At 68.4% G+C, this 22,431-nt stretch carries 18 protein-coding genes; 3 read left to right on the forward strand and 15 right to left on the reverse strand.

Annotation, left to right across the window (positions count from 1 at the left end; genetic code table 11):
* The first annotated feature begins 78 nt into the window (after nt 1–78).
* Entirely contained in the window at nt 79–1,083 is a 1,005-nt protein-coding gene (locus D6860_RS12910) for a Hint domain-containing protein (protein ID WP_076624885.1), read from the forward strand.
* A 97-nt stretch (nt 1,084–1,180) separates the two neighbouring features.
* On the opposite strand, the gene cobA is transcribed toward D6860_RS12910, so the two are convergent.
* From cobA to D6860_RS12960, 10 genes are all read right to left on the reverse strand, one after another.
* Nucleotides 1,181–2,023 carry a uroporphyrinogen-III C-methyltransferase gene (gene cobA / locus D6860_RS12915; RefSeq protein WP_229743301.1) on the reverse strand — a complete coding sequence of 281 codons (843 nt, stop codon included), beginning with the start codon at nt 2,021–2,023 and terminating at the stop codon, nt 1,181–1,183.
* Nucleotides 2,024–2,048: 25 nt separating this feature from the next.
* On the reverse strand, nt 2,049–2,990 hold the full coding sequence (locus D6860_RS12920; RefSeq protein WP_076624887.1) for a glycosyl transferase family protein: 942 nt from the start codon (nt 2,988–2,990) through the stop codon (nt 2,049–2,051).
* Nucleotides 2,987–5,617 (reverse strand): nitrate reductase, encoded by a 2,631-nt coding sequence (locus tag D6860_RS12925; RefSeq protein ID WP_076624888.1) that lies wholly within the window; start codon nt 5,615–5,617, stop codon nt 2,987–2,989. Before D6860_RS12925 ends, D6860_RS12920 begins: the two co-directional genes overlap by 4 nt.
* Nucleotides 5,617–5,946, reverse strand: coding sequence for a nitrite reductase small subunit NirD (nirD, locus tag D6860_RS12930; RefSeq protein ID WP_017468786.1), 330 nt, complete (start codon nt 5,944–5,946; stop codon nt 5,617–5,619). Before nirD ends, D6860_RS12925 begins: the two co-directional genes overlap by 1 nt.
* Nucleotides 5,943–8,372, reverse strand: coding sequence for a nitrite reductase large subunit NirB (nirB, locus tag D6860_RS12935; RefSeq protein ID WP_076624889.1), 2,430 nt, complete (start codon nt 8,370–8,372; stop codon nt 5,943–5,945). Before nirB ends, nirD begins: the two co-directional genes overlap by 4 nt.
* Nucleotides 8,373–8,377: 5 nt before the next feature.
* Nucleotides 8,378–10,072: an ABC transporter ATP-binding protein gene (locus D6860_RS12940; RefSeq protein WP_076624890.1), complete on the reverse strand. Its 1,695-nt coding sequence runs from the start codon at nt 10,070–10,072 to the stop codon at nt 8,378–8,380.
* 5 nt (nt 10,073–10,077) lie between these two features.
* Complete coding sequence (locus tag D6860_RS12945; protein ID WP_076624891.1) at nt 10,078–11,160, reverse strand: ABC transporter permease; 1,083 nt, start codon at nt 11,158–11,160, stop codon at nt 10,078–10,080.
* 68 nt (nt 11,161–11,228) lie between these two features.
* Entirely contained in the window at nt 11,229–12,596 is a 1,368-nt protein-coding gene (locus tag D6860_RS12950; protein WP_076624892.1) for a CmpA/NrtA family ABC transporter substrate-binding protein, read from the reverse strand.
* Nucleotides 12,597–12,865: 269 nt separating this feature from the next.
* Nucleotides 12,866–14,038 carry a CmpA/NrtA family ABC transporter substrate-binding protein gene (locus tag D6860_RS12955; protein WP_076624893.1) on the reverse strand — a complete coding sequence of 391 codons (1,173 nt, stop codon included), beginning with the start codon at nt 14,036–14,038 and terminating at the stop codon, nt 12,866–12,868.
* On the reverse strand, nt 14,035–14,619 hold the full coding sequence (locus D6860_RS12960) for an ANTAR domain-containing response regulator (RefSeq protein ID WP_076624894.1): 585 nt from the start codon (nt 14,617–14,619) through the stop codon (nt 14,035–14,037). Before D6860_RS12960 ends, D6860_RS12955 begins: the two co-directional genes overlap by 4 nt.
* 255 nt (nt 14,620–14,874) lie before the next feature.
* Between D6860_RS12960 and D6860_RS12965 the strand changes: the two genes are divergently transcribed.
* The gene (locus tag D6860_RS12965) at nt 14,875–15,132 is read left to right on the forward strand and encodes a hypothetical protein (RefSeq protein WP_017468525.1); all 258 of its coding nucleotides are present in this window, start codon (nt 14,875–14,877) and stop codon (nt 15,130–15,132) included.
* A gap of 150 nt (nt 15,133–15,282) precedes the next feature.
* On the opposite strand, the gene D6860_RS12970 is transcribed toward D6860_RS12965, so the two are convergent.
* Complete coding sequence (locus D6860_RS12970) at nt 15,283–15,537, reverse strand: DUF7218 family protein (protein ID WP_017468526.1); 255 nt, start codon at nt 15,535–15,537, stop codon at nt 15,283–15,285.
* 98 nt (nt 15,538–15,635) lie between these two features.
* On the opposite strand from D6860_RS12970, the gene D6860_RS12975 reads away from it, so the two are divergent.
* On the forward strand, nt 15,636–17,243 hold the full coding sequence (locus D6860_RS12975; protein ID WP_076624895.1) for a peptide chain release factor 3: 1,608 nt from the start codon (nt 15,636–15,638) through the stop codon (nt 17,241–17,243).
* Nucleotides 17,244–17,541: 298 nt separating this feature from the next.
* Here the strand turns inward: D6860_RS12975 and D6860_RS12980 are convergent, their stop codons facing one another.
* The 4 genes from D6860_RS12980 to D6860_RS12995 form a co-directional block, all read right to left on the reverse strand.
* A complete protein-coding gene (locus D6860_RS12980) occupies nt 17,542–18,132 on the reverse strand; it encodes a DUF6691 family protein (RefSeq protein ID WP_076624896.1) in 591 nt (196 codons plus the stop codon).
* A 3-nt stretch (nt 18,133–18,135) separates the two neighbouring features.
* Complete coding sequence (locus D6860_RS12985) at nt 18,136–18,684, reverse strand: YeeE/YedE thiosulfate transporter family protein (RefSeq protein WP_076624897.1); 549 nt, start codon at nt 18,682–18,684, stop codon at nt 18,136–18,138.
* Nucleotides 18,685–18,911: 227 nt separating this feature from the next.
* Entirely contained in the window at nt 18,912–21,044 is a 2,133-nt protein-coding gene (locus tag D6860_RS12990) for an OmpA family protein (RefSeq protein ID WP_076624898.1), read from the reverse strand.
* 118 nt (nt 21,045–21,162) lie between these two features.
* On the reverse strand, nt 21,163–22,416 hold the full coding sequence (locus D6860_RS12995) for a vWA domain-containing protein (RefSeq protein ID WP_076624899.1): 1,254 nt from the start codon (nt 22,414–22,416) through the stop codon (nt 21,163–21,165).
* Nucleotides 22,417–22,431 lie beyond the last annotated feature (15 nt).

Below are 22,431 nucleotides of genomic sequence, written 5' to 3' on the forward strand. Positions count from 1 at the left end.
TCCATCGGCACGCGCACTGCCCGGTCGATCCGGACACCCGCATCAGACGACAGCGACAGAAGGCGCAACGACAGCACCATGAGCGAGACCGGCCCCTTTCGTTCGGCGCACAGCGTGCGCGTCTACCGCGCCGAGCAGATCCGGGTGGTCAACGGTGCGAACCTCGGCGACGGCATCGGCATCGCCGAGGATCTCGTGCCCGACGACATCTACCGCCTGTCACCGGTGGCGGTGATGCGGCGGCTGTCGCTCTATCCGACGAGCACGCCTCCGTTCAGCGTCGCGCCCGACAGCGAGGTCGGGCAGCCGGGCGCCGATCTGCATCTCGACTGCGTCGTCACCTTCATGTCCGGCGATGGCGCGACCACCGAGGCGCTGATCCTCGTCGAGACCGACCCCGAGGGTGCGGTGGCCGAGGTGCTGCTGCTGCCGCTCGGAGAGATGTCGGCGCGCCGCGACTATGCGCTCGTCGGGGTAAGCCGGGACGACCCGCTGCAGGTCTTTGCCCGCGTCGCCTGTGTGTCCTTCACCCGCGGCACGATGATCACGCTGGCCTCGGGGGCGCAGCGCCCCGTCGAGGCGCTACGCGTCGGAGACCGGGTGCTGACCCGCGACGACGGCCCGCAGCCGCTGCGCTGGATCGGCCACCACACAGTGCGCGCGGTGGGCGCCTTTGCTCCGGTGCTCATCCGCGCGGGCGTGCTGAACAACTCGGGCGATCTGCTCGTGAGCCCCGACCACCGGCTGTTCATCTACCAGCGTGAGGACCGGCTCGGCGCGGGCCGCGCCGAGGTGCTGGTGAAGGCGCGGCACCTGGTGAACGGCGACGGCATCCGGCAGCTGACCGGCGGCTTCGTCGATTATTACCAGATGCTCTTCGATCACCACCAGATCGTCTTTGCCGAGGGCATCGCGGCGGAGTCGATGCTGGTCGACACGCGCACCCGCGCGGCACTGCCCGAAGAACTGGGAGACCTCATGCCGGATCACGGGCGCAGCGATCACGGCGACCTCGAGGTGCGGGAAAGGCTGCTCGACCGTCCCGACCTCGCGGAGCTGCTGCGCGGCTCGTCGCGCGGCTAAGGCAGCCGCCGGGCGCGCCCCCTCGCTGGAGGGAGGGGCGTGGCCCTACTCAGGAAGCAACGCAGCGCCCCTGCCCGGCCTCCACGATCTCGCGAGATCAGGCGCCGACCGTGTGCCTTGCGCCGGTCGTGGCGCCTGCCTCGGCCCGGACCGGCGTCGTCGCGGTGCCCTCCGGCGTGCCAGCCGGCCAGGTGGCGAGGATGACGGCGCAGCCCTTCACGTGGTTGCGGGCGAGCGCCTCGGGCAGATCCGCGAGATGGCAGCGGTCGAGCCACTGGTCCGGCTTGGCGACCTCGGCGGCGATGCCGATCTCGGCGTCCGCCGGCAGCCCCTTTTGCAGCAGCGCGTCGGTGATCCGCCGCGCCTGCCGCACCGACATGTAGAAGACGGTGGTGGTCCCGGGCGCGGCATGGCGCACGCAATCGGGCAGCGGGTTCTCGGCCGAGCCCGTGCCGGTGGCGAGTACCAGCGTATCGCTGCGGCCGCGCTCGGTAAGGCTCTGGCCCATGGCCGCCGCGGCGGCGCAGGCCGCGGTCACGCCGGGGACGATCTCGACATCGATGCCATGGGCACGGGCGGCGTCGAGCTCTTCGGTGGCACGTCCGAAGATGCCGGGATCGCCGGACTTGAGGCGCACCACGTTGCGGCCCGCGAGCGCCGCCGCGACGATCACCGCGTTGATCCGCTCCTGCGGCCAGCTGTGCGCGCCGACGTGCTTGCCGACGAAGACGCGCTCGGCCTCGGGGCGGGCGAGATCCAGCACATCGTCCTCGACGAGCCGGTCGAAGAAGACGACGTCGGCCTCCTGCAGGCGCTGCACCGCGCGCAGGGTCAGCAGGTCACGCGCGCCGGGGCCGGCGCCAACCAGAACGATACGGCCCCGCTTTCCGGGCTGAGCGGTGGTTCGGTCGAGATGAAGATCCATCGGAAGACGACTCATGGCACGGTCCTTTCTGGCGGGCCTCTCAGGCCGCGTTGCTGCGGGCGCGCCCATCCCAGAGGGCGCGAGCGGTTGTCATGGGCGCCGGCTCACCGGCGGTGGCGAGGGCAAGTGCGGCGGTGCCGAGGACGATCCGCTGCTCGAACGGCGCATCGGCCCCCTCGCGGAGCGCGGCAAGGCCGACGGCGCTTTCCGAGAGCCGTCGCGTCTCGTCGATGAGCGGCGACAGGCTCTGCTGCCAGAGCGTGCCGTCGCGCAGGCCGAAGGCATCCATCGCCTTGGCCGGGTTGCGCTCGAACTCGCCGCCGCCGCCCTTGATGACCGACAGCTGCCGCCAGCCCAGACGCGCCGCCGCATCCGCCTGCAGCAGCCGGTAGGACGGATGAAAGACGCCCTGCACGCTGGCACCGGAGCGGCCCGGGTTCAGCATCCGGCAGACGGTGTTGATGCAGGAGCGCAGGCCGAGCGTGTCGCGCAGCGAAAGCAGCGCGAACAGCGCCGGGTGGGCGGTCTCGAGCGGCAGGTAGGCGATGCCGTGGCGATCAAGCAGAGGCCGCACATCGCCGGCATGGGCGGCGACCGGGATGCCGAGATGGTCGAGCCCGCGCCGCACCTGCCCGTCCGCGCCGTTCCAGCCATGGATGAGCACGCGACGCCCGCTCTGTGCGACCAGCTGCGCCGACAGCAGGAACCACGGCGCCCCGCGCGTGCGCCCGGCGGCATAGCTCGGCCAGTCCAGGTCGACGGGCCCCACCTCCGGCAGCGCTGCCTGCGCGGCCTCGGCGAAGCCCGCGATCTCGTCCGCCGTCTCGCCCTTCATTCGCAGCAGCATGAGCAGCGCCCCAACCGCCTCGGGCGCGGCACCGTCGAGCATCAGCGCCATGGCCTCGGCGGCCTCTTCCCGCGTGAGCGAGCGCGACCGGCCCGGACCGCGCCCGAGCGTACGGACATGGGTCGCAAGGCTCATTCCGCCGCCTCGCGAAGCTGGACGCGGCTAAGAAGTGCCGCGATCTCGGGCTGGCAGGAACCGCAATTGGTGCCGGCCTGAAGCGCCGCACCGACCGCGTCGACGGTCATCAGCCCGTCGCTCTCGATGGCGCGCAGGATGGTGTTGACGCCGACGTTGAAGCACGAGCAGAGCACCGGTCCCGGGTCGGGCATGTCGGCCGGCGGCCGGCCGGAGAGTACGTCGGGCGCCTCCTCTCCGGGCAGTCCGGCGAGGTAGTCGCGCATCACCGCCACCGGCTCGGGCGCCACGAAGAGCGCTGCCATGAGCCGCCCGTCCTGCACCAGCGCGACGCGGGCGATGCCGCGCGCGGCGTCGACGAAGGCGGTCGCCTGGGCCTCGGGCAAGCCGAACAGGCGGCGCGCCTCGGCCTCCCAGTCCTGCGGCAGCGCATCGCCCGCGAGCTCCGCGCGCCAGCCTGTCCGGGTGCGCATCCGCGCCCAGTAGGCGGCCTGCGGCTGCATCTCGGCGCAGGAGACCGCGAAGCCGAACCACGCGGCCCGGAACGGCGCCACCGCGACCACGCTCGCCTTGCTCTCGGGCTGTCCCGAGACCGGGTCGACGACCGGCGGCACCAGCGCGTCGATCCGGGCCGAGGGCGCGGTCTCCCCGGTCCAGTGCATCGGCGCGAAGACCTGCCCGGGCTTCACCGCATCGGTGATCCGCGCCCGCAGGATCGCGCGCCCATTGGGGCTTGTGACCGTCACGAGGTCGGCCGCCTCGATGCCCTGCGCCCGCGCGTCATCGGGGTGGATCTCGAGGAAGGGCTCGGCCAGATGCGCCGACAGGCGCGGGCTGAGGCCGGTGCGGGTCATCGTGTGCCACTGGTCCCGCACCCGGCCCGTGTTCAGCCGGAAGGGAAAGCGCGGCGCGGTCTTCGCCGCCGGGGCACGGTGGGCGACCGGCAGCAGCCGCGCCTTTCCGTCCGCGTGAAAGAAGTCACCGTCGCCGAAGAACCGCCCGCCCTGCCGCTTGGCCGCGACAGGCCAGCGCGTGGGCAGCATCGCGTCGTAGTCCGCATCGCTCAACGCCGCGAGGCCCGAGATGTCGAAGTCCCGCCCGAAGCGGCCGGCGATGCCCGAGAGCGTCGCGTATTCGCGGAAGATCTCGGCCGGGGTCGCGTAGTCGAAGGCACGGCCATAGCCCATGCGCCGCCCGACCTCGGCAAGGATCTCCCAGTCGGGCCGTGCCTCGCCGGGCGCCGAGAGAACGGCACGCTGGCGGCTGATCGTGCGGTCCGAGTTGGTGACGGTGCCGTCCTTCTCGCCCCAGCCAGCGGCCGGCAGAAGCACGTCCGCGAGCCGCGCGGTGTCGGTTGCCCCCGTGATGTCGCTGACCACGGTGAACGCGCAGGCCCCGATCGCGTCGCGCACGGCATCCGCGTCGGGCATCGAAACCGCCGGGTTGGTGTGGATGATCCAGAGCGCCTTGATGCGCCCGTCGCCCGCGGCCCGGAACATGTCGACGGCCTTGAGGCCTGGAGCCTCGGGCATGGCCGGCGCCTGCCAGAAGTCGCGCACCGCCACGCGGTGGTCGGGGTTCTCGAGGTCGAGATGGCAGGCCAGCATGTTGGCAAGTCCGCCGACCTCGCGCCCGCCCATGGCGTTGGGCTGGCCGGTGACCGACAGCGGCCCCATCCCGGGCTTGCCGATCCGCCCCGTGGCGAGGTGGCAGTTGAGGATGGCGTTGACCTTGTCGGAGCCGCTGGAGGACTGGTTGACCCCCTGGCTGAAGACGGTGACGACCTTCTCGGTCCCCATCCAGAGGCGGCAGAACTTCTCGATCTCGGCCTCCGAAAGGCCCGTCACCCCGGCGTCATCCGCAAAGGCGGCCTTGAGCGCGGCGTCGAAGCCCTCGGTGTTGCGCAGGAACGCCTTGTCGAGCGCCCCGCCCTCGTAAAGCGCGACGAGAAGCCGGTTGAACAGCGCGACGTCGCTGCCCGGGGCAAGCGCGAGGTGCATGTCGGCGCCGTCGCAGGTCGCGGTGCGGCGCGGGTCGATCACCACCACCTTCGTGCCGCGCGCCTTGCGGGCTGCCAGGAGCCGCTGGTGCAGCACCGGGTGGCACCAGGCGAGGTTCGAGCCCACCAGCACCACGAGGTCGGCCTCTTCGAGGTCCTCGTAGGTGCCCGGCACGGTGTCGGTGCCGAAGGCGCGGCGATGGCCCGCCACGGTCGAGGCCATGCAGAGCCGCGAGTTCGTGTCGATGTTGGCCGAGCCGATGAAACCCTTCATCAGCTTGTTGGCGATGTAGTAGTCCTCGGTCAGCAGCTGGCCGGAGACGTAGAAGCCGACGCTGTCGGGCCCGTGTTGCGCGATGGTCTCGCGGAAGCGGTCGGCGACCAGACCCAGCGCCTCGTCCCAGCCGGTTTCGCGGCCATGGACGCGCGGCGCGAGCAGCCGCCCCTCGAGGCCCACGGTCTCGGCCAGTGCCGAGCCCTTGGAGCAGAGCCGACCCCGGTTCGCCGGGTGCGTGGGATCGCCGCGCACCGCGAGCCCACCCTTGCCGTCGGGACGCAGCAGCACACCGCATCCCACCCCGCAGTAGGGACAGGTCGAGCAGGTTTCGGGAAAGGCGCCGCCGTCCATCACGCGGCGCTCCGCTTGCCGACAGCCATGCCGTCGAGCAGCACCCGTCCGGCCTCGATCCGCACCGGGTAGGTGGCGATGCGGGCATCCTCGCCCAGCGCCTCGCCGGTGTTGAGGTCGAACACCCAGTTGTGCAGCGGGCAGGTCACCTTCTGCCCGTGCACGATGCCCTCGGCCAGCGGCCCGCCCTTGTGCGGGCAGCTGTTGGAGGCCGCAAATACCTCGGCCTCGCCGGTCCGGAACAGCGCGATGCAGCCCACCGGTGTCTTGACCACGCGCGCCCCGCGCTCGGGGATGTCGGCGATGGCAGCAATGTCGATCCAGCTCATTCCGCGGCCTCCAGGGTGAGATCGGCAAGGGGGGCGTAGGCGCGCGGCTTGGCGGCGTGTTCGGCCCATGGGTCCTTGCGGTAAATGGATTGGGACAGCTCGAACGCATCGACGAGCCGCTGGCGTTCGACCGGGTCCATGACCCGCTCGCGCACCCAGTCGAGACCGACCTTGCCCAGCCACTTGTAGGGTCGGTCGAGGTATTTGGCGTTCTCGCGGTAGAGCTGCACGAAGGCGACCGTCACGGCGATGGCCTCCTCCTCCGAGGCGACATCGACGAGCCGCTCGGTCTCGCGCACGTCCATGCCCGCCGCACCGCCGACACCGACCTGGTAGCCGCTGTCCACGCAGACGATGCCCACGTCCTTGCAGGTCGCCTCGGCGCAGTTACGCGGGCAGCCGCTGACCCCGAGCTTGACCTTGTGCGGCGTCCACGATCCCCAGAGCGCCTTTTCCAGCTTGATCCCGAGACCGGTGGAATCCTGCGTGCCGAAGCGGCAGTGATCGCTGCCGACGCAGGTCTTCACCGTGCGCAGCCCCTTGGAATAGGCATGCCCCGAGACCAGCCCCGCGCGGTTGAGGTCGGCCCAGATGTGCGGCAGGTCCTCGCCCCGGACGCCCAGCAGGTCGATCCGCTGGCCACCGGTGACCTTGACCGTCGGCACGTCGTATTTCTCGGCCGCGTCGGCGATGGCACGCAACTCGGCAGGGTTGGTGATCCCGCCCCACATGCGCGGCACCACGCTGAAGGTGCCGTCCTTCTGGATGTTGGCGTGCTTGCGCTCGTTGACGAACCGGCTCTGCGGGTCGTCACGGTATTCGAGCGGCCAATCCGCCAGCAGGTAGAAGTTCACCGCCGGACGGCAGACGTGGCAGCCGTTCGGCGTCTTCCAGCCCAGCTCCTGCCAGACGGCGGGCTGCGATTTCAGCTCCTGCGACTTGATGAGCCGCCGAACGTCCTCGTGCGAGAGGTCGGTGCAGCCGCAGACGGGCTGCGCGGCGGGCATCTGGAAGGCATCGCCCAGCGTCACCTGCAGCAGCTGTTCCACCAGCCCGGTGCATGTCCCGCAGGAGGCGCTGGCCTTGGTCTTCGCCCGCACCGCGCCGAGATCGCCCGCCCCGCCGGCGATGGCGTCGACGATGGTGCCCTTGCAGATGCCGTTGCAGCCACAGATTTCCGCCTCAGGCGGCAAGGCTGCAACGGCTGACAGAGGGTCCGCTTGGGCGCCTCCCTGGTAGGCCGGGCCGAAGATCAGCGTCTCGCGCATGTCGGCGACCGGAGTGCCGTCCTTGATCAGCCCGAAGAACCACGAGCCGTCGGCGGTGTCGCCGTACATGACCGCGCCGACCAGCCGGTCGCCCTCGATCACCAGCCGCTTGTAGACCCCGCGCGACGGATCGCGGAAGACGATATCCTCGCGGCCCTCGCCCTCGGAGAAGTCGCCGGCGCTGAACAGGTCGCAGCCGGTGACCTTGAGCTTGGTCGAGAGGCTCTTCTGCACGAAGGCCGCCTCCTGACCCATGAGCGTCTGCGCCGCGACCTTGGCCTGGTCGTAGAGCGGCGCGACAAGGCCGAAGACCGCGCCCTGGTGCTCGACGCATTCGCCGACCGCCAAGACATCCTCGTCGGAGGTGATCATCTGGTCATCCACGTGGATGCCGCGCCCGACCGCAAGGCCGGCGTCCTTGGCGAGCGCCACGTTGGGGCGGATGCCCACGGCCATGACGAGCAGGTCGCAGGGCAGCGCGGTGCCGTCGTCGAGTTCGAGCGCCGTCACGCGGCCGTCTTTCCCGAGGATCTGCTTCGAGTTCGCCTGAAGGCGGACGGTGATGCCCTTTTCCTCGAGCGACTTCTTGAGCAGGTAGCCCGCGGCCTCGTCGAGCTGGCGCTCCATCAGGTGGCCCATGATGTGCACCACGGTGACCTCGGCGCCGCGTGCGGCCATGCCGGCGGCCGCCTCGAGCCCGAGAAGACCGCCGCCGATGACCACGACGCGCTTGCCCGCGCCCATGCCCATCATGCGATGCGTGTCCTCGAGATCGCGGTAGGCGATCACCCCGTCGAGGTCATGCCCCGGGAGCGGGATCATGAACGGCACCGAGCCGGTGCCGATCACGAGCTTGTCGTAGGAGACCGGGCCGTTCTCGCCGTGCACCACCTTCGCGTCGCGGTCGATGCCGCTGACCTTCTCGCCGAAGCGGCAGGTCACGCCGGCCGCCTCGTAGAAGGCGGCGTCATGGGTGACGATCTCTTCGTAGGTCTTCTCGCCCGAGAGAACCGGAGACAGCATGATGCGGTTGTAGTTGCCGCGCGGCTCGGCGTTGAAGAGCGTGATCTCGTAGGCATCGGGCGCGGTTTCCGCCAGGTGCTCGATCACGCGGCCGGATGCCATGCCGGCGCCGATGATGACCAGTTTCTGTTTCATGTCCTTCACTCCGCAGCCAGGGCCTGGGGTTTCGGTTTCGGGGTTGCGCCGGCGCGGGGTCTGGCCCCGTGCTCGTATTCCTCGAGGAAATCGAGCACGTCCTGCCGGTAGGCGTAGTAATCGGGATGTTCGAGCAGCGCCTTGCGGGTGCGCGGGCGCGGCAGATCGACGTTGGTGATCTTGCCGATGGTGGCCTGCGGGCCGTTGGTCATCATCACCACGCGGTCCGCCAGCAGGATCGCCTCGTCGACGTCATGGGTGACGCAGATCGCGGTGACCTTGGTCCGGCTCCAGACCTCCATCAGCACCTCCTGCAACTCCCAGCGGGTGAGGCTGTCGAGCATGCCGAAGGGCTCGTCCAGCAGCAGCAGCTTCGGCGACAGGGCAAAGGCCCGCGCGATGCCGACCCGCTGCTGCATGCCGTTCGACATGTCCGAGGCGGGCCGGTCCATCGCGTCGGCAAGCCCGACCCGCTCGAGGTAGTATTCCACCACGTCCTGCCGCTCTGCCCGCGAGGCACGGGGATAGACCTTGTCGACGCCGATGGCACAGTTCTCGCGGGCGCTGAGCCACGGGAACAGGTTCGGCGACTGGAACACCACGGCGCGCTCGGGGTCGGCCCCCTCGACGTGGCGGCCGTCGAGCTTGATCGCGCCCTTCGAGATGCCGTTGAGACCGGCGGCCATCGTCAGCACCGTCGACTTGCCGCAGCCGGAATGCCCGATGAGGCTGATGAATTCGCCCCGGTCGACCTTGAGGTTGAAATCCTCGACCACGGTCAGCGGCCCCTTGGGGGTCGGGTAGACCTTGTGCAGCTGGCTGAAGTCGAGGAAGCGCTCGTCGATCAGCCCCTGCTGCGCGTCCCGCACCGCCGCTGGCACGCCGTGGATCGGCGTCACGTCCGGCAACAGGCGGGCGCCCTCGACCTTGGCCTCGATACCGACGTCCATCAGGTAGCCGGTGACCTCGGCGCGCAGACGCTTGAAGGTCTCGTCGCTGTTCATCGCCATCCGGTCACGCGGACGCGGGATGGACACGCGGAACTCGGCGCCGAGCGTGCCGTCGGGGTTCAGCGCGACGATCCGGTCGGCGAGGACGATCGCCTCGTCCACGTCGTTGGTGATCAGCACGCAGGTCTTCTTGTCGGCCTCCCAGATCGCCTCGATCTCGTCGGCGAGGTTGGCCCGGGTCAGCGCGTCGAGCGCCGAGAGCGGCTCGTCGAGCAGCAGCACCTCGGGATTCATGGCGAGCGCCCGGGCGACGTTCACCCGCTGGCGCATCCCGCCCGACAGCTCGGCCGGGCGCCGGCCCGCGGCATGGCTGAGACCCACCATGTCGACGTAATGCGCGACCTTTGCTGCGCGCTCGGCCCGGGGCAGCGACGGGAACACGGTGTCGACCGCGAGCCCCACGTTGCCCCCAACCGTCAGCCACGGCATCAGCGAGTAGCTCTGGAAGATCACGCCGCGTTCGGGGCCAGGCCCGGTGACCGGCTTGCCCTTGAAGCTCACCTGCCCCTGCGTGGGCTGCTCGAGCCCGGCCATCAGGTTGATGAGGGTGGTCTTGCCGGTTCCGGAGAAGCCGAGGATCACGAGGAACTCGCCTTCTTCCACGTCGAGGTCGATGCGCTTCAGCACGTCGGTCGCGTGGGTGCCGGTGCCGAAGGTCTTCGAGACGTTGTCGAATGTCAGGATACCCATGGCGCTCACCGGTTGTTCGAGAAGGTGAAGAGCGATTGCAGCGCGTACATCACCCGGTCGAGGAGGAAGCCGATGATGCCGATGGTGAAGACGGCGACCATGATCTTGGCGAGCGAGGAAGAGCTGCCGTTCTGGAACTCGTCCCAGACGAACTTGCCGAGACCGGGGTTCTGTGCCAGCATCTCGGCGGCGATGAGCACCATCCAGCCCACGCCGAGCGAGAGCCGCAGGCCGGTGAAGATCAGCGGCAGGGCGCTGGGCAGCACCAGCTTGGTAATCTTGGTCCAGGTGGTCATCTTGAGCACCTTCGAGACGTTCACCAGGTCCTTGTCGATCGACGCCACGCCCAGCGCGGTGTTGATCAGCGTCGGCCAGAGCGAGCAGAGCGTCACGGTGATGGCCGAGATCAGGAACGACTTGGAGAACAGCCCGTCGTTGGTGGCGTAGACCGCCGAGACGATCATGGTGACGATGGGCAGCCACGCCAGCGGCGAGACCGGCTTGAAGATCTGCACCAGCGGGTTGATCGCGGCATTGGCGGTGGGCGACAGGCCCGCCGCGATGCCCAGCGGCACCGCCACGGCGGTGGCGACGAGGAAACCGAAGAACACCGTCTGGATCGAGGTCCAGATCTGCTGGTAGTAGCTCGGCGCCCCGGTATAGGCGATGTCCTTCACCTCGTCGGCGCGGCCGGCGTCGATGAGCTTCTGGTTGCGCGTGGCCACCATCTGCTCGAACTTCTCCTGCTTGACGGCCTTGGCCACGGCGTCCTGGTGCAGGTTGACGGTCTCTTCCCAGACCTGCGCGGGTCCGGGCACGGCGCCGAGCGAGGTCTGCACCTTCGGCGCGAGCGTGGCCCAGAGCAGCAGGAAGGCGGCGATCGCCAGAAGCGGCACGACAAGCAGGCGCCAGATTTCCTTGACCTGCGCGCGCGGGCTGTCACCGGCGGCGGCCTTGAGGATCGGCGTGACCCAGGCCAGTCCGAGGACGCCCAGCCACTTGTCGGCGGTGTTGATGCGGGTGAACAGACGGGCGCGGCGCGCCTCGCGCTCGGCCCCGGCAGTGAAATTCGGATCGACGGTTGTCATGTTGGGTCCCTTCGCGTGTCGGATAGCGCGTGGCGGCAGGCGGCGGGCACGGCCCGCCGCGGCACGGTTCAGCCTTTGACGTCGGTGCCTTCGACGACCTGGTCGCCCTTCAGGCCGATCGGCAGGCTCTCGAGGTAGGCGTTGGGCGTCTTCCCGTCGTAGGGAATGCCGTCGATGATGTCCTCGGCGGGGGTGACGGCCTTGTAGCCGTCGCTGTCCCAGGGGAAGTCCGCCTCGTTGGCGAGCCCCTCGTCCACCAGCAGGCGCGCGGCCTCGAGGTAGATGTCCGGGCGGTAGACCTTGCGCGCGGTCTCGTCGTACCAGGCGTCGGACTTCGCCTCGGCGATCTGGCCCCAGCGGCGCATCTGGGTCAGGTACCAGACCGCGTCTGAGTAGAACGGATAGGTCGCGTTGTAGCGGAAGAAGACGTTGAAGTCGGGAACCTCGCGCTTGTCGCCCTTCTCGTATTCGAAGGTGCCGGTCATCGAGTTGGCGATCACCTCGGCATCGGCGCCGACGTATTCGGGCTTGGCAAGGATCTCGACGGCTTCCATGCGGTTCGCGTTGTCGTTCTCGTCAAGCCACATGGCGGCGCGGATCAGCGCCTTGACCACCGCCTTGGTGGTGTTCGGATACTCTTCCGCGAACTCGGAGGTGATGCCGAAGACCTTCTCGGGGTTGTTCTTCCAGAGCTCGTAGTCGGTGACGACCGGCACGCCGATGCCCTTGAACACCGCCTGCTGGTTCCACGGCTCGCCCACGCAGTAGCCGTAGATCGTGCCGGCCTCGAGCGTGGCGGGCATCTGCGGCGGCGGCGTCACCGACAGGAACACGTCGGCGCCGATCTGGCCGGTCACGTTCTCGGGGCTGTAGTAGCCCGGGTTCAGCCCGCCGGCGGCCAGCCAGTAGCGCAGTTCGTAGTTGTGGGTGGAGACCGGGAAGACCATGCCCATGTTGAAGGGCTTCCCCTCGGAGCGATACTGCTCGACCACCGGCGCGAGCGCCTCGGCCGAGATCGGGTGCTGCGGGCGGCCATCGTCCATCTTGGGGATGTGCGGCAGCATCGCCTCCCAGACCTCGTTCGACACGGTGATGCCGTTGCCGTTCAGGTCCATCGAGAAGGGCGTCACGATATGCGCCTCGGTGCCGTAGCCGATGGTCGCCGCGAGCGGCTGGCCGGCCAGCATGTGGGCGCCGTCGAGCTGTCCGCCGATCACGCCGTCGAGCAGCACCTTCCAGTTCGCCTGCGCCTCGAGCGTCACGAACAGGCCCTCGTCGAGGAAATATCCCTGCTCGTAAGCCACGGCGAGCGGCGCCATGTCGGTGAGCTTGATGAAGCCGAAGGTCAGCTCGTCCTTTTCGAGCTCCAGCATCTCGGCGAAAGCGGGGCTCACGAGAGCGGTGGAGGCCGCGAGGCCAAGGAGAAGTTTTTTCATCGGTCGTCCTTTCAGGGCATCGGCACGCGAAGGCGCCGCGCAGAAACGCAAAAAGGCCGCATCACTGACCACCGGCGAAACCGGCAGAAAGCGAGCGACCTTGCTCAGGAGTTCCCTGTCATCGGGAGAAATTCGGGCCGACCTGCGCCATTGCAGGCCGACGATTCATGTATTCGCGATGCCTGTTGCGGTTTCCAGAAATTTCCGCACTTTCGGGGTAATTTTCACGTTTCGACCCGTCGAACCGCGAAAATCAGCCCAATTCTTGTTCAATCCAGGCGATCCGGATCAAAAATGCGTCCATCGAAGAACGCATCCCCGGGCAGGGAAAGCTGGCCACGGCGCGAGGCAACGGCGGTCTCGTGACGAATCGCGCCTTCGAGTTTCTCCGACGCGCCGGGCATGTCGGTGTCTGCCGGCATGTGCGTCCGGAAGAGATCGCTGCGGAAGGCCGCGGCACCGCGGGTCATGGCGTCGGCGGCGGGCAATCCGTGACGCAGGCTCAGCCGCCGGGCGATCCACTTCGCCTGGCTGCGCCAGGGGAAGGTCGCGGCGCCATCGTGGAACTCGACGAAGCCGGGCACGTCGCGCTGCTCGGCCTGCCGGGTCACGGTGAACCGGCCGTTCAGCGCCCGGTCGATCAGCTCCGGAGAGACGTCGAGATAGGACCGGCGCGACAGGATCTCGGCGGCGGCGGTGCGCGCGTCGGGCCGTGACAGCCAGTGCCCTGCCCGTCCGACCGCGTGCATCAGGCGACGCAGCAGGTGCGGCTCGGTCTCGGCCCAGTCGGTGCGCACGGCCAGCACCTTTTCCGGGGCAAAGGACCAGATCGCCTTGCCCGGCAGCAGCAGCGCGCCCGCCCCCTGGTCGACCGCGACCGAGCCCCAGGGCTCACCCACGCAGAAGGCGTCGATGTCGCCGGCGGCCAGCGCCTCGGCCATCAGCGGCGGCGGCACGGTGCGGATGGAGACCTCTGCCTGCCCCAGCTCGGTGCCCTCGAACCAGTAGTGCAGAAGCTCGACGTGCATCGAGAAGGGAAAGGGCACCCCGAAGACCAGCGGTCCCTCGGCCGCCCGTGCAAGCGCGCGGGCCGCGGCGCGGGCGTCGCGGAAGTCGAAGTCGTGGCCCCGCGAACGCAGGCGCTCCTCGAGCGCCCGCCCGACCCCGATCACATCGCCGTTGACCGAGGTCACCATGACCGCCGAAACCGGCGTCGACACGCCGCCAAGGCCCAGCGCCATGGCCACCGGCACCGGCGACAGCATGTGCGCGGCATCGACCCGGCCAAAGGCCAGCATGTCGCGGACCGAGGACCACGAGGGTGCGGCGATCAGGTCGAGCGCGATGCCCTGGCTTTCCGCGAAGCCCATCTCCTGCGCCACGATCAGCGGCGCCGCGTCGACCAGCGGCATGTAGGCGATCGGCAAGGTCACCGTCTTCATCGCAGCAGCTCCGAGGCGGTCACGAGGGCTTCGGCGACTTCCGCCACCCGGCGGCCCTGGTCCATCGCGGTCTTGCGCAGCAGCGCATAGGCGGCATCCTCGTCGAGGCTTTTCGCCTTCATCAGAAGCCCCTTGGCCCGGTCGATGACCTTGCGCTCTTCCAGCGCGCGCCGGGTTTCCGCCAGTTCGGTGCGCATCTGCCGCAGCATTCCGAAGCGCGCAATGGCGGTGTCGATCACCGGCTTGATCCGCGCCGGGGCCAGCCCGTCGACGACATAGGCCGAAACGCCTGCCTCGACCGCCTGCTGCGCAAGCGAACCCGCCTCGCCCGAGACGAACATCGCCACCGGGCGTTCCAGCGGACCGGAGGCCAGCGTCAGTTCCTCGAGCATGTCGCGCGTGGGGTTGTCGATGTCGATCAGCACGATGTCCGGCTCATGCGCGGCGATCCGGCGCGCAAGCCCGGAGGCATTGGCGATGACGACGACATCATGGTCGCCCGAGACCTTGAGCGCGTCGACGATGCCGAGGGCCCGATCCCGTTCCTCCTCGACCACGACGATGGTGAGCTTTGGTTCCATGAGGTTTCAATGGCGTCGCCCCTTGCTCATGGCAAGACCGAATCCTTGGGGGGCCCGCCCCGGCGGATACCGTTCCTTCTGCGGTCATAGGGATCGCTGACTTTTCGGTCACTCGCCGCGTCGATCATGGCTGCCGGCGGCCCCGACGCCCGCGCCGCTCCCCCCCTTCAGGCGTAAGCGAACAATTTGGCAAGGACCGTCAAGACGGGTTCGAAAGGGGTTCGAAACGCTTAAAGAATGATGTAAAATGTCGGGATGAAAGCTCAGATCATCGCCATTCTCATCATGACGCCCTTCGCGCTTTCCTTCATCTACGCGGGCATTCACGAGTTCCTGCGTTACAAGTCCGAAGGACGTGCGACCTACGGGCTTGTCTTCGACGAAGAGACGGGGACGACCCACCTCACCGGTATCTCCGACGCCGAGGAAGCCTTCGACCCCGACGACTTCGACCCGAGCGCCTACAACGAGCGGGACGCCGAAAGCGGCTCGAAAGATCAGGACAAGGCCTGAGGCGCGCCTCGCCCCACGCCGACGCGGGTTTCCGAAAGCTCAAAGCGACATCGCGGGCACCAGCCCCATCATAGGCGCCCGGCGGGACGTGATCCTGCCGGGCCCGATCCGCACCCTCCGGCCCCTCGTGCACGGCGACGGCGCCGTCGATCAGTGGTTGCGCAGCGCCTCGATCAGCTCGTCCTTCGTCATGTCCGACCGGCCCTCGATTCCGATCTCCTGTGCGCGCTCGTAGAGGTCGTCCTTGGTCCATTCCTCGTAAGGGGGCTGCTTGCCGCCCTTCTTCGACGGATGCTGGCTGTCGTTGGCCTTGGCGTTGGAAATCCGCGCGGCCTTTTCCTTGGACATGCCCTCGTCGCGCAGGTCCTCGTAGAGTTTCTCGTTCTTCAGGCTGGGGTTCGGCATGGTCGGGCTCCTTTCTCGTGGAAAAACCCGCAAAGACGCATCGCGGTTCCCCTCGGCCGCCCTTCCCAAGGGCGCGCGGCACGTCTATATGCGCGCTCATGCTGGATGTGCCTTCGAACCGCCCCGACCTTCCGCCGGAAATCGCCCGGCGCCGCACCTTTGCGATCATCTCGCACCCGGATGCGGGCAAGACGACGCTGACCGAGAAGTTCCTCCTGTATGGCGGCGCCATCCAGATGGCGGGACAGGTGCGCGCCAAGGGCGAGGCACGGCGCACGCGGTCGGACTTCATGAAGATGGAGCAGGAACGCGGTATCTCGGTCTCGGCCTCGGCCATGTCGTTCGACTACGGCAACTTCCGCTACAACCTCGTCGACACGCCCGGCCACTCGGATTTCTCCGAGGACACCTACCGCACGCTGACGGCGGTGGACGCGGCGATCATGGTGATCGACGGCGCCAAGGGCGTGGAAAGCCAGACCCAGAAGCTGTTCGAGGTCTGCCGTCTGCGCGACCTGCCGATCCTGACCTTCTGCAACAAGATGGACCGCGAGGCCCGCGACACCTTCGAGATCATCGACGAGATCCAGGAGAACCTCGCCATCGACGTGACGCCGGCCTCCTGGCCGATCGGCATGGGCCGTGATTTCGTCGGCTGCTACGATATGCTGCGCAACCGGCTCGAGATCATGGACCGCGCCGACCGCAACAAGGTGGCGGAATCGATCAAGATCGAGGGCCTCGACGACCCCAAGCTTGCCGAGCACGTGCCCGAGGCGCTGCTCGAGCAGCTCAAGGAAGAGATCGAGATGGCCCGCGAGCTGCTGCCGACGCTGGACCCGCAGGCGGTGCTCGAGGGGCACATGACGCCGATCTGGTTCGGCTCGGCGATCAACTCCTTCGGGGTGAAGGAGTTGATGGACGGCATCGGCTCGCTGGCGCCCGAACCGCAGCCCACCAGTGCCGAGCCGCGGCAGATTTCGCCCGACGAGAAGAAGGTGTCGGGCTTCGTGTTCAAGGTTCAGGCCAACATGGACCCCAAGCACCGCGACCGCGTGGCCTTTGTCCGCCTGTCTTCTGGGCATTTCAACCGTGGGATGAAGCTCACGCACGTGCGCAGCAAGAAGCCGATGAGCATCACCGCGCCGGTGCTGTTCCTCGCTTCCGACCGGGAGCTCGCCGAAGAGGCCTGGGCCGGCGACATCATCGGGATCCCCAACCACGGGCAGCTGCGCATCGGCGACACGCTGACCGAGGGCGAGGCACTGAAAGTGACCGGCATTCCGAGCTTCGCGCCGGAACTTCTGCAGGGCGTGCGCGCCGGCGACCCGATGAAGGCCAAGCACCTCGAGAAGGCGCTGTTCCAGTTCGCCGAGGAAGGGGCCGCGAAGGTCTTCAAGCCGAACATCGGCTCGGGCTACATCGTCGGCGTCGTCGGCGCGCTGCAGTTCGAGGTTCTGGGCGCGCGGATCGAGCAGGAATACGGCCTGCCGGTGCGCTTCGAGCCGTCGCAGTTCACCTCGGCGCGCTGGGTGCATGGCGACAAGGCGGCGGTCGAGAAGTTCGTGAACGCCAACAAGCAGCACATCGCCCACGATAACGACGGAGACGTCGTCTACATGACCCGCCTGCAGTGGGACATCGACCGCGTCGAGCGCGACTACCCGGACGTGACCCTCAGCGCCACCAAGGAAATGATGGTGTGATCCGCTGTTCGGGCCGTTTACGGCCCGACGTTCTCTCCGGGGGAGAGATCGCGCGGATCACGGGCGGAGCCCCGCCGTTCCGCCCCCCCTGGGGTCGGCGACCGCTCCGGGGGAGCGGTCGAGGCCGTTACGGACGGAGCCCAGCCGTTCGGGCCGCTTACGGCCCGACGATCTCTCCGGGGGAAAGATCGTGCGGACCACGGGCGGAGCCCGGCCGGTCCGGCCTCTCAACTCGACCCGATACACGAAAGCCCCGCCGATCTCGGCGGGGCTTTTTCCATTCGCGGCGCCAAGCCGATCACTCTGCCGGAACGTGTTTCCCGGCGTGACCGCCCGCGAGGCTGTCGGGCAGCACGAAGGCGACCAGCACGAAGACAAGACCCAGCACGATGCCGAGAATGTCTCCGGAGACCGCGAAAAGGCCGGCGTAGTCCGAGCCGGGAACGGTGCCCAGCGTCACCTTGCCGCCGGCGACATCGTCGAGCAGGCCGCTGGCCTTCCACATCGGATAGGTCGCCATGTAGGCCGCCGCCCCGAGCAGCCCGCCCGCGATGAAGAACAGCGCATCCTTGCGACCCGTGGCCGCCGCGCAGACCCCGGTACCGGGGCAGAAGCCCGAGGCCGCCCAGCCCGCGCCGAGCAGCAGGCCGCCGATGAAGACGCCGATGTAAGCGGCCTTCACCGACATGTGGCCGACCTCGACGAGGCCCAGCATCTGGCCGCCGAACATCAGGATCGACCCCGTGCCGATGGCGAGCAGGATGGTCTTCATCAGCCGCAGCCGTCGCAGCGTGAGCATCCCGGTGATGACATTGGGATTGGTGGCGCCGATGCGGTCCAGCACGAAGCCGAAGGCGGCGCCGATGAGAATGGCGAGAACGATCTGCATGGCTCAGCCCTCCTTGTACATCATCATTGCGGTGGGAATGGCGGCAAGGAAGGCGCCGGCGGCGAAGATGTAGCCCGAGAGCGCCGTCTGCATCATGCCGCTCATCATGTGGCCCGAGGTGCAGCCCCCCGCGAGCCGGGCGCCATAAAGCACGACGAACCCGCCCGCGAAGGCCACCGCGTAGCGCATCCATGGGGTATCACCGAAGTTCGCCCGCCAGATCCTGGGCGCGCTGCGTTCCTCGCGCGAGACACCGCCGCGCAAACGCGCGGACAGGAAGGCCCCGGCGGCCATGGCGAGCACGAAGACAAAGCTGTAGTTCAGCGGGTTGGCCGCGCTCGTCGCGTATTTGCCCGAGCTTTTCGCCATGTAGGCGTTGCTCGAGGTCCAGCCCTCGTCGGTCTGGGTGATGAAGTCCTGCGAGACCGCGTCGGCGACGATCCCGTCGAGAATGACGAACTGCGTGCTGACGCCGATGGGCTTCACCAGCAGCACGGCGGCGAAGAATACCGCCCCGAGCAGCAGCCCGCCTAGTTTCCAGTCCAGGGACATGAGATATCCTCCCGTTAACGAATTCCGGCTCCCGAATATCATTAACATTCAGATTTTCGCATGATTCAGATCAAATGCGCTTTCGCGACCCGAGCGCAGCCCCTGCCCCGGTGTTTCGCCCCCTGATGCAACAAGGGCCGCGCCTTTCGGCACGGCCCCGGTCAATGAGCACTCGTTACATCCTGATGCTCCGAGGAACGATCTGGTCCCTCGTCAGCGCGCCGAGCTCAGCCGCCCTGCAGCAGCGGCGTGATGCGGCGCACGGCGGCGCGGCGGTTCTCGCGCGTTGCCTGCTGGGTCTCGACCGCGAGATCACCCTCGCCGTAGCCCTGCAGCACCATGTTCTCGGGCGGCACGTCGAAATACTCAGTCAGCGCAAGGGCTACCGATTCCGCACGCCGGTCGGACAGCGCGAGGTTGTAGCTCCAGCCACCGATCGCATCGGTATGACCCTCGATCAGGAAGACCTCGCCCGGGCGGTCCGCGATAACCTGCTTCATGGCGTTGCCCAGAGCGGCAAGCGCCTGCGCTTCCTCCGGACGGATCGCGGCGGAGCCGGTCTCGAAGTTGATCGTGTCGACGCTGATCTCGGGGACGAGATGGCGCACCGCGTTGATGTTGCGGATCTGGTTCAGCGAGAACCGGCGGTCGATGCCCTCGGCGCTTTCCGCCGCGAGGGCTGCCGCGAGCTCGTTCTCGTCGACCTCCTGGATGTTCATCCGCCGAGGGCGTTCGTTGGTCTGCGGCAGCTCGCTGACCGCGACCTCTTCCTCTGCCTGCGTGTCGTCGAACAGCACGATGGTCTCGCCATCCGGCAGCGTCCGGGTGCGGCGCAGCACGCGACCGTCGGCGGCCTTGATGGTCTGGACCTCGTTGCCGTCCTCGTAGACCACCACGGTGCGTGTGGACCCGTCATCGTAGCGATAGGTCGTCACGTCCGATCCGGGCTGGCGCAGCAGGGCATCGTCGTTGCGCAGAACACGATACTGGCCGTTTTCCTCCACCACGAGACGGTCGCCGGTGTTCTCGACGACGCGGGCATCGTCGGAAAGGATCTGGTTGAGCGCAAGCGCGCCCAGTCCGGCGATGGCGGCCTTGCCGAAGGCACCGATGCCGTCGTTGTCGTCGTCGTCATCATCATTGCTGGCACGGGGACGTTCCTGTGCCGGGGCGGCTTCGCCGATGCGCGTGCGGAAGTCTTCCTGCGAGCTGCGCACGTCTTCCTGCGTGAGGTTGTCTTCCTCGACGACCTCGGCCTCGGCGGTATCGCCCCCGGCCGCGGCAGCCGAACCCATCCGGCGCGCCCGTTCCGCGACGGCGTCGGCCTGCTCCTGGTCGGAGACCTGCGCGGGTTCCTCCACGGAGCGCTGCTCCCGCGCGGCCTGGCGTGCCTCTTCGGCGCGCTGGCGTTCATCACCTCGGGCCGTCTCGGCGGCCTGCGATGTCTCGGGTGTGGCATCCGCCTGCGGTTGCTGGCCAGCCTGAGGCGTCTCGGTGGTGCGAAGCGGTTCGCCCTGCTGCGCCTGCTCAAGTGCTCTCGCGGTGTCATCGGGCAGCGCCTCTCCACCCGTCTCGGCGGCCTGACCCTGCTCGCGTGCCGGGTTCTCGCGCGGACGCTTCATCTCCGCGTCCTGCCGTTCGGGACGTTCCGGGCGCTCCGGTGCCTCGGCGGCCTCAGGTGCGGCGTTGGGGGCCGGCTCCGGCGTCGCGGCCTGCTGCTCGGGCGCGTTGGGCCGCGCGTCATCGCCCTGGCGCACCGGCTGGCCGGGCTCTCGCCCAGCCTGCGCTGCTTCGGCGGCGGGATCGGGGCGCTTCTTGCGTGCCTCTTCGGCGGACTGCGCCTGCGCGGTCTCGACCGGCTTATCCGTGGCCTCGGGCTTCGGTTGGCCCTGGCCGTTGTTTCCGGTCTCGGCTTTCGCCTGTGCGTTCGCATCGGCCTTTGCCTGACCGTTTCCGGCCCTGGCATCGGCGTTTCCATTCGCGGCAGCGCCGGGGCGTTTCTCAGCCGGCGTGCCATCCTGCGCTTCAGCGTTGCGGCGGGCGTTCCCCTGCCCTTCGCCACCTCCGGACGCGCCGCGCTGGGTCAGCGCCTGCGGGATCTCGGCCACGCGCGCGCAGTCGATGGCATCGTCAGCACGTCCGCTCTCGCACATCATCTGCATACGCGGGATCGTCGCGAGAAGCTCGTTGCGACCGAGACCTGCCGTGTCGAAGCCAAGATCGACGGTGCCGTCGATGGCCCCCTCGAGGATACGTTCGGGCGGCATGTCGGTCAGCGACTGTGCGGCAACAGGCGAGACGAGGCCGGTTGCCACGACCAGCGCGGTGCTGCTGCGGAAGATTGCTTTCTTGAGGCTCATTTCTTTCCCTTCTCCTCCGGGCCGCTCGCACGGCGGCTTTCGGATCAGAAACGCTCAAGCCCTCGAAAACGTTCATTCGACCGGCAGGAAGCCGCCGATACATCCCCGAAACCAGATGTCAGATCGCCGCCAGAAGGCGCTGCTTCTCGCCGGCGTCGTCGGGCCGCGAGATCGCCGCCGCAAGCTCTTCGAGCGACTGGATCGAGTGCCCCGCCCGGAAGCTGTCGACATGCGGCAGCATCGCGCGGATGCCGGCCGCCTTCGGCGCGAAGCCGTCCCAGCGCAACAGCGGGTTGAGCCAGATGAGCCGCCGCGCCGAGAGATGCAGCCGCTCCATCTCTTTCTCGAGCGCCCCGGCATCGTCGCGATCGAGCCCGTCGGTGATCAGCAGCACCACCGCGCCCTGCCCCATGACCCGCCGCGACCAGTCGCGGTTGAAGTCATGCAGGCACTGGCCGATGCGGGTGCCGCCCTCCCAGTCCTGCGCCTCGGCGCCGGCGGCCTTGAGCGCCGCGTCGACATCGCGCTGCCGCAGGTGCCGGGTGATGTTGGTGAGCCGCGTGCCGAAGGTAAAGGCGTGCACCTTCGCCCAGCCCGCGCCCTTCTCGTTGGCAACCGCGTGCAGGAAATGCAGCACCATGCGGCTGTACTGGCTCATGGACCCCGAGATGTCGCAGAGCACCACGAGGTTCGGCCAGCGCGGGCGCGGCTTCAGGTGCGACAGCGACCGCATCTCGCCGCCCTGCCGCATCGAGGCACGCAACGTGCGCCGCCAGTCGATGCGCCGCCCGGCGTGGGCCGCCAAGCCCCGTCGCGACGGGATCGGCTTCACCGGCAGCTTCAGCCGGGCGATCATGCGCTTGGCCTCGGCGACCTCCTCGGTGGACATCTGCTCGAAATCGAGGGTCTTGAGCTTTTCCTGGCTCGAGATGGTGAAGGAGCTGTCGACCTCGATCTTCGTGGCCTCCTCGTCGTCGCCCTCGGGCTTCGGCAGCTCGGGCATCTGGTCGCCGAGCAGGGCCTGCGCGGCGCGTTTCTCGGCGCTCCGGGCCAGCTTCTCCTCCTGCACGCCACGGACGGCGGGCAGCATCATCGACATCATGTGCTCGAGGTAGCGCGGGTCACGCCAGTAGAGACGAAAGATCTGCGCGAAGACGATACGGTGTTCGGGGCGGCTGACGAAACAGGCGTGCAGCGTCCAGTAGAAATCCATCCGGTCGGTGAAGCCCGCCGCCGCCACGGCGCGGATCGCGTCGATCACCCGGCCGGGGCCCACGGGCAGCCCGGCGCGTCGCAGGGCGCGGGCGAAATGGATGATGTTCTGCGCGAGCCTCGGATGGTCGGGGATCGCGATGGGGACGTATTCAGGCATGATCCAACCGCTTGG

It is taken from the genome of Salipiger sp. D13, from assembly GCF_003703915.1.
In the GTDB taxonomy this organism is placed as follows: Bacteria; Pseudomonadota; Alphaproteobacteria; order Rhodobacterales; family Rhodobacteraceae; genus Salipiger; species Salipiger profundus.